This is a genomic window from Bradyrhizobium sp. TM102 (assembly GCF_009176685.1).
Classification (GTDB): domain Bacteria; phylum Pseudomonadota; class Alphaproteobacteria; order Rhizobiales; family Xanthobacteraceae; genus Bradyrhizobium; species Bradyrhizobium ottawaense.
The window spans coordinates 1,576,649-1,590,330 of record NZ_AP021855.1; the positions used below are offsets into that span (position 1 = coordinate 1,576,649).

Here is a 13,682-nt window from a genome sequence, read left to right on the forward strand (position 1 = left end):
GGGGCTCGGTCAGATCGCAACTTGAACCGAATGTCGGTATCGGTGGTTGCGCCTCCCCGCAACCAAATTCGGATTTTACCGGATCCGAGACGAAAATGGCCCGCATCACGCGGGCCATTTTTTTTGGGGGGCGATCGCGCGGAGCTGCGATTCTTTGGTGCTGGTTCGGATAGGACATGACGGGCCGCCGCTCCATGGGCGTGCATGCCGCGCGCAACAGCACTCATGATTGAAGGAACACGGTCTCGATCCGCGCGTCATCTTTGTCGCCGGGCCCATCCGGCACTTGCTTTCCGGGCGTCTGTCATTCGGAAGGGCTGGTCCAATGAAGTTCGAGGATTTCGAGGCCGCCGATGTTCAGGCGGAGGAAGCACGGATTTTCATCCGTCGGGCCGGTTCGGGACCGGCGCTGCTTCTGTTGCACGGATTTCCGCAGACGCATCTGATGTGGCGGGACGTTGCGCCGTTGCTCGCTGAGCAATTTACCGTGGTCTGCGCCGACCTTCGCGGGTATGGGCGTAGCGCTTGTCCGCCCTCAGGCCCCGACCACGCGCCATATTCCAAACGTGCGATGGCAAAGGACATGGTGTCCGTCATGACGCGCCTTGGCTTCGACCGTTTCTCGGTCGCCGGCCATGATCGCGGTGGCCGTGTCGCTTACCGGCTCGCACTCGACCACGGCGAACGCGTGGAGCGGCTCGCCGTTTTCGACGTCGTTCCGATCGCCGATGCCTGGGAGCGCGCCGACAAGAAATTGGCGGTTGGCTATTGGCCATGGTCGTTGCTTGCGCAGCCAGCGCCTCTTCCTGAGCGGCTCTTGTCCGCAGCTCCCGACGCCGTCGTCGACAATGCCCTCCATGGCTGGGGTTCGGCAGCAGGCAGCTTCAGTCCGGCGGTCCGGGCAGCCTATGTCGAGGCGTTGCGCGATGAGGCGCATGTTCACGCGATCTGCGAGGAATATCGCGCGGCGGCAACGATCGATCACGAGCACGATCTGGCGGATCGCAATTCCGGCCGGCGGATTGATTGCCCTGTCCTGGTTCTCTGGAGTGGTCGCGGCCCGTTGAACGCGTGGTACGCGAGCGAGGGCGGTCCCTTGGGGCTTTGGCGGAGCTGGGCCGATGACGTGCAAGGGAAGCCGCTCGATGGAGGACACTTCTTCCCCGAGGAGCTTTCGCAGCAGACTGCAGACGAATTGAACCGGTTTTTCGGCAGACGGTAGCAGCAATGCCAGCCCGCGTCGGCGCCGGGGTGTTAGCGCGCAGACCGAGGCCTCGCTGCCAGCGCCTCGAAGCGGACGCCTAGCATTGCTAGCATCCGCTTCTGCGAGCTCGGGTCATGTTCAAGATCTGTACGGACAGACCATCGTCAGGTTCAGCAGCGTCGGCTTGTCCGAGCCTTTCTTGTATTCCCACTCCAACCGGATCTCGTGTCGGTGGGCATAGGCATCGCTTGCCGCGTGAGTGATGATCTTCGTCTTCATCGGGATCGGCGGCTCGGAATTGAAGCATTTCCGCACACAGGCATCGAGCAGGTCACATCGTGTCAGCGGGATGACGCCGGGCTCGTCCTTGGAGAGCGGGACCGTGTTTGGCTGGGTGCTGAGGTCGACGCGGGCGCGGCCCTTCTCCTTGTGCCAGTACTTGGCGCTGCCCTGCGGCCACCTCGACGGCGGGTTCAAGATCAAATGGTACTGGCCGTATTCCAGGGTCGGCAGGTCGATGTCGTCGGATGCCTTGAGCTTGGCGACGCTCTTTTTCATGTTCGCCAGGGGATAGTAATTGGCGTTCATCAAGTCTCGAAATGCCTTGCCGCTATATACCAGTCCGGCCATCGCCTCTTTCCTCGATATGTCTGTTTGTCAAAAACCGTAGCGTGTGGCCGCAAATACGCGCGATGCGGCGGCCGATCACACAATTTGTTGTGTGCAGGCACGCTACCACCCACGACTGTACTTCGTCCAGCGAGCTACCATCCGGTAAGGTCGCGTATCCCGCAAGCCTAATTGCCATGCAGTCCCCTATTGGTAATGTAAGCCCAACGTCTCGCGGGCGCGGGTAGCGAAGACTGCTGAGGCAGTCGTTTGAAGGCGCTGGAATGCATTGCTTCGCGTGTCAGTCGGCGATCGGTCCGGGCGATAGCTGGTGCTCCAAATGCGGAGCGGCGGTCCGCGAGCGCGTTGAGCCCGACAGCGAACGGCGGTTCGTGACCATTTTGCGCGCCGACGTCGTCGATTCCACAGGACTTGTCGCCGAGCTGGAGCCGGAGGCCGCGGTGTCGCGCCTTGAGCCGGCTCTCGCGGCGATGAGAGGCGCGGTGCGCCAGTTCGGTGGCATTGTCAGCAAGGAGCTGGGAGACGGGCTGGCCGCCGTGTTCGGTGCCCCGATCGCCGACGACAACCACGCGCCGCTCGCTTGCCACGCGGCCATCGAGCTCGTCCGGCGTGTTGGCAGCCTGGGCGATCCCGGTCTTCAGGTCCGGGTCGGGCTCCACTCGGGCCATGTGGTCGCCTACATGGTCGCCAGCGAGTTCTCCAAGGTCTATGAGATCGGCGGGGCGGCCCAGCATCTGGCCGCGCGGCTGGAAGCGGCGGCCGAGGCGAACCAGGTCTACGTCTCTGAGGCCTGTCAAAAGCTCGCGGATGGACACGTCCGCTTCGAATTCCTGGGCCGCAAGACGCTCCGCGGTTTCGGCGAGCCGATGCCTGTGTACCGGGTCATGGGTGCGAGCGATCTTTCGAGCTGGCGGGTCCGGCGTGCGCGCAGTGTTTCCCGATTTGTCGACCGCACGACGGAGCGGGCCTTGCTGTGGCGTGCGGCCGAAAGGGTCAGCGCCAGCCGCCAGACCGTTCTGCTCATGGGTGACGCCGGCATCGGAAAGTCGCGGCTTGCGCACGAGTTCGCGCAGGACCTTCGCGCCAGCGGCTGGCGGCTGATCGATGCCGAGTGCAGTCCGAATCTCCAGGGCGCGCCGTACAGCGCCCTCAAGCGATTGTTGCTGTCGATCTTCGAGTCGGCCGCAAGGGATCAGGCCAGGGCGGATGATCCCAGAGGGGCGTTGCCGGCCGTGCAGCAGCGGGCCATCGACGCGGTCCTGGACCTGCCGATCTCCGATCCGCAATGGGACGAACTGGAGCCGCACGCGCGCGGGCGCGCGATTTCAGATGCTAGCTGCGCGATCGTCGAGAGCATCGCCCGTCGTCAGCGCACGATCCTTCTGATCGAGGACCTGCACTGGATCGATCGGGCCAGCGATACGGTCATGGCCACGCTCTCCGCGCTGCAATGTCCCGATTTGCTCGTGCTGCTGACCACGCGGCCCAACGGGATGCCGGTGTGGATTGCGCGCTGTCACGCAGAGATCGTGGCCATGCGGCCCCTCGACGACGATTCGGGCTTGGCCATGCTCGCCGAAATGCTCGGCCCCGCCACCACCAACGCGGATCTGAAGAACCGGATCATCTCCCATACCGCCAACGTTCCGCTGTTCATCGAGGAAGTCTGCCGCAGTCTGAAGGATAGCGGCATGCTCCTCGGTCAATGGGGCGACCTGTCTCTTGCGCGTCCCGTGGAAGAGCTCGGCATTCCCACCAGCATCCAAGGTGTGATCGCGGCGCGGCTCGATCGCGTGTCACGACAGGAACGATCGCTCCTGCAGATCGCCGCGGCGTTTGGTCCCCGGACAAACCAGGCCCTGCTCCGGAAGATCGCGGCCTTGCCGGAAGGCGTGCTGCAGGATTGCCTCACCGCGCTCGACCGGGCCGAACTGCTCGTCAGGATCGATAGCGAGTTGGAGGACTCGCTCGAATTTCGGCACGAGATGGTCCGGCAGGTGACCTACGATTCCATGGTCGAAAAGGTGCGCGAGAGCATCCATGCCAGCATCCTCGCAGCGCTCGAGGACGACGAGGCATCGAACGACGGGCCGGACGCGCTCTGCTATCACGCGACGAGGGCGAAGGATTGGCAGAAGGCGTTTCACCATGGCAGAAGCGCCGCTCGAAAATGTCTGGTGCGCTCAGCCTATGCCGACGCGGTCGACTATTTCGAGATCGCAATGGGGTCTCTCGACAAGACCCCGGTGACGCAAGCGCGAGAAGTGGACGCCATCGATCTCCGGATGGAGGCGCGCTTGGCCTTTGCCGGATCGGGGCGCGTCGCCGAAGCCCTGGATCTGGGACGCGAAGCCGAACGGCGCGCCGATGCAATCGACGACATCGGGCGCAAGATCGCGGCCATGACCGTGAGAGCGGGCGCGCAGAACTTCTACGGAACGCCGGTCGAAGCTGTCGCGATCGGGGAAGAGGTCGTGCGTCTGGCGGAAAGCTCAGGCAATCCCGGCTGGCGTAATCTCGCGCAATATGGTCTTGGGCAGGCCTATTTTCTCTGCGGCCGCTATCAAAGCGCCGAGAAGATGCTGGCCGCGGCACGTGCCGGTCTCGTGGGCTCGGCATCGAGTGCCCCGATCGGCACGACTCCACGATCCTTGCTCCTCCTCTGCTGCATGATGAACGGCATCACCCACACCGTCATGGGTGAGCTCGACGCCGCCGAGCAGCTCCAGCAACAGGCCGCCGCGATCGCGGAGGAGACCGGCCGCCCCTACGACCGTGTCGCCGCCGCCTATTGCGGCGGCTGGCTGATGCTCGGTCGAGGCGACCCGGCGGCTGCCGCCGCCATTCTCGAAGACGGGTTTGTCCTGGCGCAGAAGCACGGCATCCGCCTGTTCGTGCCGGTGCTCGCCTGCCACCTCGGCATGGCCTATCTGGAGCAGGGCCTGTTCGACCGGGCGCGCGGCATGCTGACCGAGGCGCGCGAGGAGGCCAAGGCGGTCGGCTACACCTCGGCGGTGCTGCGCAGCTCGATCTACCTTGCGCTCGCGACCTGCCGCCTCGGCGATGTCAGGGCTGCGCAGAACATGCTGCGCGAGGCGCGTAACACCGCCCGCCAGCAGGGGTTTTCGGGCCTCGAGGCCGAGGCCCTGTTCGGCGAAGCCGTTGTGACGCCCATCTCCAGTACGGAGAGCAGGGCGGCCATCCTTACCGCGCTGCGCGCGGCCATCGCGATCGCATCCGAAAGCGGCGCGCTGCCGCTCCAGCGCAAGGCCGAGGCGATGCTGACCGAGGTGCTCGCCCAGGGCAGCGAGCTCATCTGACGCCGCGTCCCGCCGGGTCTGCACCTTGTCGCCGCGGGACCGAACCGTCGGCCCAAAATGCCGAATGAATCTTGTAGGTAGCACAAGGGGTTAGCTACTGTGCATGGGGTTGTTTTCGCATAATTGATCGGGCGCCGCCTCCAGGCGGCTGCGAGAGGCAGCCTCGCTCACCGCAGTGACGAACCCCTTGCACCGACGCCAAGGTGGGCTACCGTCGGTGACTAGCCGCAGGGCCAGGTGACTTTTGATCTCGATTTCTTAGCATCGCATTTTGCCGGCGCCGCCATGGCGCGACGCCTACCGGATGAGGCGGGGCCATGATCACACGGGACCAGTCAGCGTTGTTGGCGCCGGTCGAGCGCGACCTCAGGCTCGATCTCTTCCGCGGCATCGGCCTGTGGATGATCTTCCTCGACCACATCCCGCACGACGTCGTGGCCTGGCTGACGCTGCGCAATTACGGCTTCAGCGACGCCGCCGAGTTCTTCGTCTTCATCTCCGGCTATCTGGTCGGCTGGATCTACGGCCCGATCGTCGCCGGCGGCTGGTTTCTCGCCGCGATGAAGCGGCTGTGGCGGCGTGCGGCCGAGTTGTATGTCGCGCACATCATGCTGTTTCTGCTGTTCACCGCGCAGATCGCCCGCACCGCGCGCCGCTTCGACAATCCGATGTACCAGCACGAGTTCAACGTTTTCAACTTCCTGGCGCATCCGGACGAGCTGATCGGGCAGGCGATCGTGCTGAAATACAAACCGGTCAATCTCGACGTGCTGCCCCTCTACATCACGCTGGTGCTCGCCTCGCCCTTCATCGTCTGGTGCCTGGTGCGCCGGCCCAACCTGACGCTCGCCGCCTCGGTCGTGCTCTATGTGCTGTCGCGCTGGTTCAACTGGAACGTCGCTTCCTACCCGCCCGGCACGACCTGGTACTTCAACCCGTTCTGCTGGCAATTGATGTTCGTGTTTGCGGCCTGGTGCGGCGTCGGGCAGATCGACAAGATCGCGAGGTGGGTGTGGTCGAGGGCGGCGATGGGTCTGGCCGCGGCCTGGCTGGTGTTCGCGCTGCTGATCGTGATGACCTGGCACGTCCCAGCGCTCGAGGCGCTGATCCCGAAATGGATGATCAAGGCGATCTACCCGATCGACAAGACCGATCTCGACATGCTGCGCTTCACGCATTTCCTGGCATTGGCAATCTGGGTCACCCACTTCCTCTCGCGCAAATGGCGGGCGCTGCATGGGGTCTGGCTGCGCCCCGTGATCCTCTGCGGCCAGCATTCGCTGCCGATCTTCTGCCTCGGCGTGTTCCTGTCGTTCTCGGCGCACTGGATCCTGACGCAGTACACCAGGGGCATCTGGGAGCAACTCGCCGTCTCCATCGTCGGCATCGTCATCATGGTCGGCGCGGCCTGGCTGCTCGACCGCGCCGAGCGTGTGCCGAACCTGTTCGTGAAGGTGACGGAGGTCGAGGAGCCGGAGATGGTCGAGAGCGCGCAGGCCGCGACCGCCGGCGCGGCTCCCGCGAGCCGCTGAAGCATCGTCCGCATGTCCTGGAGAGCCCAATGTCCAAACGTTTGTTGACGATCGCCGGCGCTCTCCTGTTTCTCGTCTGCGGTGCATCGGCGCAGGCGCCGTCGCCGGAGACGATGAGCGCGGCGCGCAAGCTCGTCGTCACCTTGAAGATCGCCGATCAGTACCGCGCATTGCTGCCGCAGCTCCTGCTCAAGCTCCGGCCCGTGGTCGCGCAGGACAGGCCGGAGATCGAGCGCGACTACGATGCGGTGACGGCACCCGGCTCCGAGATCTATGCTCCGTTCGTTGCGTCCATGGTCGAGCAGATCGCGGCGTTCTATGCCCAAAGCTTCAGCGTGGACGAGCTGCGCCAGATCGAGGCGTTCTATGCCCAGCCGGCCGGGAAGAAGTTCTTGGAGAAGTCGGATGCGCTGGCGCAGGCGAGTGCGCAGATAGGCCAGGATGTCAGCCAGAAGGCCGCCGACGAATTGAAGCAGCGCCTGATCGAGGCGCTGCGCCAGAAGGGGCACAAGCTCTGAGCCGCGGGCTAAGCCAGGAACGCGCGGAAGCGCCGCAGTGCGATCACGAAGAAGACGCTGCCGATCACGGCGAGCGCGACCAGCTGCGGCCACACGGCCTCCAGGCCCGCGCCGCGGAACAGGATCGCCTGGGCGAGCATCACGAAATGCGTGTTGGGCGCCGCGAGCATGATGTCCTGGACGAATTGCGGCATGCTCTCGCGCGGTGTCATGCTGCCCGACAGGGTCTGCAGCGGCAGCAGGATCATGATCAGCAGCAGCCCGAACTGCGGCATCGAGCCGGCGACGGTGGCGAGAAAGATGCCCATGCTGGTGGTGGCAAACAGCTGCAGCGCGGCGCCGACGAGGAACAGCGCCAGCGAGCCGTCGATCGTCACCTCCAGCCAGCCCTTGACGACGAAGGCGATCGACAGCGCGGAGGCGACCAGCACCACGGCGCCCATCGACCAGACCTTGCTCACCATGATCTCCAATGGCGTGACCGGCATCACCAGCAGATGCTCGATGGTGCCGTGCTCACGCTCGCGGATCAGCGCCGCGCCGGTCAGGATGATCGAGAGCATCGTAATCGAGGTGATCACGTGGTCGATGGCGCCGAACCAGGATTTCTTCAGCTCCGGATTGAATCGCGCCCGCAGCGTCAGCTCGATCGGCGCGGTCTGGGCATTGCGCGTGTGCGCCAGGAACTCCGCGACTTCCGCGCTGACGATCTGCTCGATATAGCCGCCGCCGTTGAACGCCTGTGAGATGCGGGTCGCATCGACGTTGAGCTGTATCGTGGGCGATTTGCGCGCCAGCAGGTCGCGCTGGAAGTCAGGCGGGATGTCGAGCGCGAAGGTATCGAGGCCGGCATCCATCCGCCGGTCCATGTCGTATTGCGAGATCATGCGCGGTACGGAGAAGTAGGGCGCCGTGAATGCCATCTCGATGCGGGTCGAGATCGGCGAATGGTCTTCGTCAACGACCGCGATCGCGGCGCGGTTCAGCGTTTCCGGCAGCGCCTTCGCGCCGGCATAGACCGCCAGCGTGAAGGAATAGACGATGAGCACGAGCAGCATGGGGTCACGCACGAGGCCGCGCAATTCCTTGATGCCGAGCTGAAACAAATTGTCGAAGCGCATGGTCAGCGGGCCTGTTTCTTCAGAAGCATCACGCCGGCAATCACCAGGACGGGGACCATGATCGCGAGCGCCAGCAGATCGTTGTGGAGGGTGTCGAACGCCAGGCCCTTGGAGAAGGTGCCGCGCGAGATCGTGACGAAATAGGTGGTGGGATAGAGCCGCCCGACCAGGGCACCAAGTCCCTGCAGCGAGGAAACCGGATCGATCAGCCCGGAATACTGGATGGCCGGAATCAGCGTGACCAGAACGGTGCCGAACAGGGCCGCGATCTGGCTGCTCATGAAGGCCGAGATCACCAGCCCCATGCCGGTCGTCGCCGTGACGTAGAGCAGCGCGGCGAGCGCGTAGGTCGGAAAGCTCCCGGTGAAGGGGACACGGAAGACGACGAGGGCAAAGCCGACGAGAAGGAGGAAATTTCCGAACGCCAGCACGACATAGGGCAGCTGCGTGCCGAGCAGGAATTCCAGCCGCGTCACCGGCGTCACGTAGAAATTGACGATCGAGCCGAGCTCCTTCTCGCGCACGACCGCGAGCGCGGCGAGCACGGCCGGAATCATGATCAGCAGCAGCGGAATGATGCCCGGCGCCATGGCGACGACGCTGATGACATCGGGATTGTAGCGGTAGCGCAGCTGGAGCTGATAGGCGCCGGCGATCGCCGCCTCGCCATAGAGCTCGCGGCCCTTTTGCGCGAGCCAGGTGGCGTGGATCGCCTGGGCGTAGGAGCGCAGCGTTTCGGCCCGCGTCGGATTGGCGCCGTCGACCCAGGCGCCGATCTCGACATGGCGGCCGCGGCTGACGTCACGACCGAAGCCCGGCGGCAGCTCGATGGCAAGCCCGATCTCGCCGGCGCGCATGCGACGGTCGAGATCGGCATAGTCGGTGATGGGGGATTTTTCGGTAAAGTAGCGCGAGCCCGCGATCTGGAGGCTGTAATCGCGGCTGATCGCGCTGTCGTCGCGGTCGAGCACGGCGAAAGTCAGGTTCTCGACGTCCATGCTGATGCCATAGCCGAGCACGAACAGCAGCAGCACGCTGCCGAGGATTGCGAGCGTGGCGCGGATCGGATCGCGCCGCAGTTCGAGTGCCTCGCGCCGGGAATAGGCGAGCATGCGGGTCGGATTGAACGTCGCGCCGCGCTTGCGTGGCGGCTGCGCTGTCGCGGCCGGTAGGGGCGATGCGATCGCAGGCTGGCCGGCCGGCTCCGCCTTATCCGCGATCGCCTCTTCCAGGCAGGCGATGAAGGCCTGCTCCAGCGTCGCGGTGCCGCGTGCGGCCACGATCGCCGCGGGTGTGTCCGACGTCAGCACCTTGCCCGCATGCATCAGCGAGACCCGGTCGCAGCGCTCGGCCTCGTTCATGAAATGGGTCGAGACGAAGATGGTGACGTTGTCCTTGCGGGAGAGCTCGGCGAGGATCTGCCAGAAGCGGTCGCGGGCGACCGGATCCACGCCGGAGGTCGGCTCGTCGAGGATGAGGATGTCGGGCGCATGGATCATGGCGACCGCCAGCGACAATCGCTGCCGCAGCCCGAGCGGCAACGCATCGGGCAGGGCCTCGGTAACGTCGGCGAGGTCGAACCGGCTGATCATCTCGCTGATGCGCGGGGCGATGGTCTCCGCCGGCAGCTCGAACAGCCGCGCATGCAGATCGAGATTTTGCGCGACCGTGAGCTCCGAATAGAGCGAGAAGCCCTGCGACATGTAGCCGATGCGCCGCCGCACCGACATGTCGCCGGCATCGATGGTCTTGCCGAACAGCCGCGCGGTGCCTTCGCTCACCGGCAGGAGGCCCGTGAGCATCTTCATGGTCGTGGTCTTGCCGCACCCGTTCGAGCCGAGGAAGCCGAAGATCTCACCCTTCCTGATGCGGAAGCTGACGTCGTCGACGGCCACGAAGCCGTTGAACCGTCGGGTCAGGTGGTCGGCCTCGATCGCGATCTCGTCATGGTCCTCGGCGCGCGGCGGGATGACGACATTGGTGTAGTTGCTGCGATCCGCGTCGGGCAAAAGGCGAATGAAGGCGTCATCGAGCGTATCCGCGCCGGTCTGCCGCTTGAGCTCGGTAGGCGTTCCGGTCGCCAGCACGCGGCCGGCATTCATCGCGATCAGGAAGTCGAACTGCGCGGCCTCTTCCATGTAGGCGGTCGAGACGATCACGCTCATGCCGGGCCGGCTATCGCGGATCGAGGTGATCAATTCCCAGAACTGGCGGCGCGACAGCGGATCAACGCCGGTGGTCGGCTCGTCCAGGATCAAGAGTTCGGGATCGTGGATCAGGGCGCAGCACAGGCCGACCTTCTGCTTCATGCCGCCGGAGAGTTTTGCCGCCGGCCGGTCGGCGAAGGGCGTGAGCCCGGTGTCGCGCAGCAGGCCGGCGATCCGCCTGTGCCGCTCGGCCTTGTCGTGTCCGAACAGACGGCCGAAGAAGTCGATGTTCTCGAACACCGACAGTGTCGGATACAGATTCTTGCCGAGCCCCTGCGGCATATAGGCGATGTCGGGGCACACGTTGCGGCGATGGCGCGAGCTTGCCATATCGCCGCCGAGCACGTGGATGCGTCCGTCCTGGATCGCGCGGGCTCCGGCGATCAGCGACAGCAGGCTCGATTTGCCGACGCCGTCGGGGCCGATCAGTCCGACCATGCAGCCGGACGGCAGGTCGAGCGTGATGGCATCGAGCGCCCGGGCCTTGCCATAGCTCAGGCCCACGCCTTCCAGATGCACCACGCTGCCGGCGGCAGCCGATGCATCGGCTGTGGCAGTCGCGCTCATCTCGTCAGCTTGATCTTGAGATTGTCGGGCCATTGTGCGGCCGGATCGAGCTGCACATAGGCCATGCCGGGCAGGCCGGTCTTCACATGCTCGATGTGCTGGCGCAGCAGCTCGGGCGCGATATGTGCCTTGATGCGGAACATCAGCTTCTGACGCTCCTCCTCGGTCTCGACGGTCTTGGGCGTGAATTGCGCGACGTCGGCGACGAAGGTGGCCTTGGCGGGGATCACATATTGCGGGATGGCGTCGAGCACGAGGCGAACCTCGGCGCCCATCGCGACGCGGCCAGCCTCGGCCGTCGGCAGGAAGAACGTCATGTAGACGTCGCCGAGATCGACCATGTTGAGGACGCGGCCGCCGGCGGCGAGCACCTCGCCGGGCTGCGACACGCGATACTGCACGCGGCCGTCGCGCGGCGCCTTCAGCACGCTGTCATTGAGGTCGGCAATGATGCTTTCGATCGCGGCCTTCGCGGCGTCGACCGAAGCGCCCGCGTCGATCACCATGGCGCGGGAGGAGTTGATCGCGGCCTCGGATGCCGCGACCTGAGCGTGGGACGCGGCAAGCGCCGCCTTGGCCGTGGCGTTGGCAGAGCGGTCGTCGTCCAGCACCTGCTGCGATACCGCACTGGTTCTGATCAATTGTTCGGAACGATCGAGCTTGCGGCTGGTGCTGTCGAGCTGCGCGATGCGCTGGTCGACCACGGCCTCGGCGGCCTTGCGTTCGGCTTCGCGCTGGTTCACCAGGCTCTTGGCGGTCTCGACGTTGATGGACGCGCGCTGCAGCTGTGCTTCGGCCTGGCGGCGCTGGGCCTGCAATTGCTCGGTGTCCATGCGCGCCAGAATCTGGCCCGCGCGCACGAAGTCGCCCTCGTTGACCAGGATCTCGCGAATCCGGCCGGGCGTCTTGGTCGCGATGTCGATCTCGACTGCCTCGATGCGGCCGTTGCCGCGGGCGAAGCCTGCAGGCAGCGTGTTGGTATCGCGGTGCTGCCAATAGTAATAGCCGCCGCCAGCAAAGAGGACGGCGATCGCGGCGATGACGCGACCCGGAGTGAAGTTCATTTGATCAAAACGCCGTGAGGCGGCGCCCACTGTTGAGACACGAACCCGGCCGCTGATGGTGCGGAAAGGCAGGCTCAACATTGCAGCGAATTTTGCATCGCAACTTGATGCAGATCAGACGGAGGCGCGAGGCGTATCTGCCTCAAATTTGGGCTCTGCGTCGCCGCTCGTCCGCCGTGATTGCAAGCGGACGAGCGAGGATTGCTGAACGGATTGCTATCGGCTCGATCCGGGCCGCCCTATTTCACCAGCGGGCAGCCGCCATCCTTCAGCGGCCGGAACGCCTGGTCGGCGGGCACCTCGGCGAGCAGCTTGTAGTAATCCCACGGCCCTTTGGATTCCTCGGGCTTCTTCACCTGGAACAGGTACATGCTGTGCACCATGCGGCCGTCCTCGCGCAGCACGCCGTTGTCGGTGAAGGCGTCCTTCACCGGCAGCTCGCGCATCTTCGCCATCACCGTCTTGGTGTCCCTGGTGCCGGCGGCCTGCACGGCCTTGAGGTAATGCAGCGTCGCGCTGTAGGTGGCGGCCTGGTTCATCGTCGGCATGCGCTTGACGCGCTCGAGGAAGCGCTTGCCGAAGGCGCGGGTCTTGTCGTTGAGATCCCAGTAATAGGCCTCCGTGATGATCAGGCCTTGCGCGAGCTTCAAGCCGAGGCTGTGCACGTCGGAGATGAACATCACGATCGCGGCCAGGTTCTGGCCGCCGGCGACGATGCCGAACTCGCCAGCCTGCTTGATCGCGTTGATGGTGTCGCCGCCGCCGTTGGCGAGGCCGATGATCTTGGCCTTGGAGGCCTGGGCCTGAAGCAGGAACGAGGAGAAGTCGGCGGTATTGAGCGGATGCTTGACGCTGCCGAGCACCTTGCCGCTCGCAGCCTTCACGACATCGCCGGTATCGCGCTCGACCGAATGGCCGAACACGTAGTCGGCGGTGAGGAAGAACCAGGTGTCGCCGCCGTTCTTGACGATGGCGCTGCCGACGGTGTGCGCGTTGGCGTAGGTGTCGTAGGTCCAGTGCGCGGTGTAGGGCGAGCAGGATTTTCCCGTGATGTCGGAGCTGGCCGCATCCGTCACGATCATGATCTTCTCGTACTGCTTCGACAGCTCCATCACCGCAAGCGCGGTCGCCGACGTCGGCAGGTCGATGATCATGTCGACGCCCTCGGTCTCCCACCATTTGCGGGCGATGGTCGAGGCGACGTCGGGCTTGTTGAGCACGTCGGCCGAGACCATGTCGATCGGCTTGCCGAACATCTGCCCGCCGAAATCCTCGATCGCCATTTTGGTCGCCTCGACATTCCCCATGCCGCCAATGTCGGAATAGACGGAGGAGAAGTCGGAGAGCACGCCGATCTTGAGCGGCGCCTGCTGGGCCGAGGCGGGGGTGATCAGGGCAGCCGACAGCAAGCCGGCCGCAGACACGAGTGCTGCGATAGATCTCATGGATACGTTTCCTCTTGAGCGGGACTATTCTGCCCTTTGTCCGACAAAGTTAGAACTCGGTTCCGGCAGAGTCA

Annotated in this window: 9 protein-coding genes; 4 read left to right on the top strand and 5 right to left on the bottom strand. The window is 64.8% G+C overall.

Annotation, left to right across the window (positions count from 1 at the left end):
* The first annotated feature begins 325 nt into the window (after positions 1-325).
* A complete protein-coding gene (locus GDN70_RS07395; protein ID WP_152102337.1) occupies positions 326-1,222 on the top strand; it encodes an alpha/beta fold hydrolase in 897 nt (298 codons plus the stop codon).
* 120 nt (positions 1,223-1,342) lie between these two features.
* Here the strand turns inward: GDN70_RS07395 and GDN70_RS07400 are convergent, their stop codons facing one another.
* The gene (locus GDN70_RS07400) at positions 1,343-1,834 is read right to left on the bottom strand and encodes a hypothetical protein (RefSeq protein WP_152102338.1); all 492 of its coding nucleotides are present in this window, start codon (positions 1,832-1,834) and stop codon (positions 1,343-1,345) included.
* A gap of 263 nt (positions 1,835-2,097) precedes the next feature.
* Here GDN70_RS07400 and GDN70_RS07405 point away from each other — a divergent pair, with 263 nt between their 5' ends.
* The 3 genes from GDN70_RS07405 (at position 2,098) to GDN70_RS07415 (ending at position 7,204) form a co-directional block, all read left to right on the top strand.
* Entirely contained in the window at positions 2,098-5,154 is a 3,057-nt protein-coding gene (locus tag GDN70_RS07405) for an AAA family ATPase (RefSeq protein ID WP_152102339.1), read from the top strand.
* Positions 5,155-5,471: 317 nt separating this feature from the next.
* Positions 5,472-6,686: an OpgC domain-containing protein gene (locus tag GDN70_RS07410; protein WP_152102340.1), complete on the top strand. Its 1,215-nt coding sequence runs from the start codon at positions 5,472-5,474 to the stop codon at positions 6,684-6,686.
* Positions 6,687-6,715: 29 nt separating this feature from the next.
* Positions 6,716-7,204 carry a DUF2059 domain-containing protein gene (locus tag GDN70_RS07415; protein WP_038971306.1) on the top strand — a complete coding sequence of 163 codons (489 nt, stop codon included), beginning with the start codon at positions 6,716-6,718 and terminating at the stop codon, positions 7,202-7,204.
* 8 nt (positions 7,205-7,212) lie between these two features.
* Here GDN70_RS07415 and GDN70_RS07420 read toward each other — a convergent pair whose 3' ends face one another.
* The 4 genes from GDN70_RS07420 to GDN70_RS07435 all read right to left on the bottom strand — a co-directional run bounded on the left by GDN70_RS07420 (position 7,213) and on the right by GDN70_RS07435 (position 13,608).
* Positions 7,213-8,325 carry an ABC transporter permease gene (locus tag GDN70_RS07420; RefSeq protein ID WP_038950110.1) on the bottom strand — a complete coding sequence of 371 codons (1,113 nt, stop codon included), beginning with the start codon at positions 8,323-8,325 and terminating at the stop codon, positions 7,213-7,215.
* A gap of 2 nt (positions 8,326-8,327) precedes the next feature.
* Positions 8,328-11,099, bottom strand: coding sequence for a ribosome-associated ATPase/putative transporter RbbA (gene rbbA / locus GDN70_RS07425; RefSeq protein WP_173015767.1), 2,772 nt, complete (start codon positions 11,097-11,099; stop codon positions 8,328-8,330).
* Positions 11,096-12,163, bottom strand: coding sequence for an HlyD family secretion protein (locus GDN70_RS07430; protein ID WP_152102342.1), 1,068 nt, complete (start codon positions 12,161-12,163; stop codon positions 11,096-11,098). Before GDN70_RS07430 ends, rbbA begins: the two co-directional genes overlap by 4 nt.
* Before the next feature lie 239 nt (positions 12,164-12,402).
* Positions 12,403-13,608: an ABC transporter substrate-binding protein gene (locus GDN70_RS07435; protein WP_152102343.1), complete on the bottom strand. Its 1,206-nt coding sequence runs from the start codon at positions 13,606-13,608 to the stop codon at positions 12,403-12,405.
* Positions 13,609-13,682: the final 74 nt, after the last annotated feature.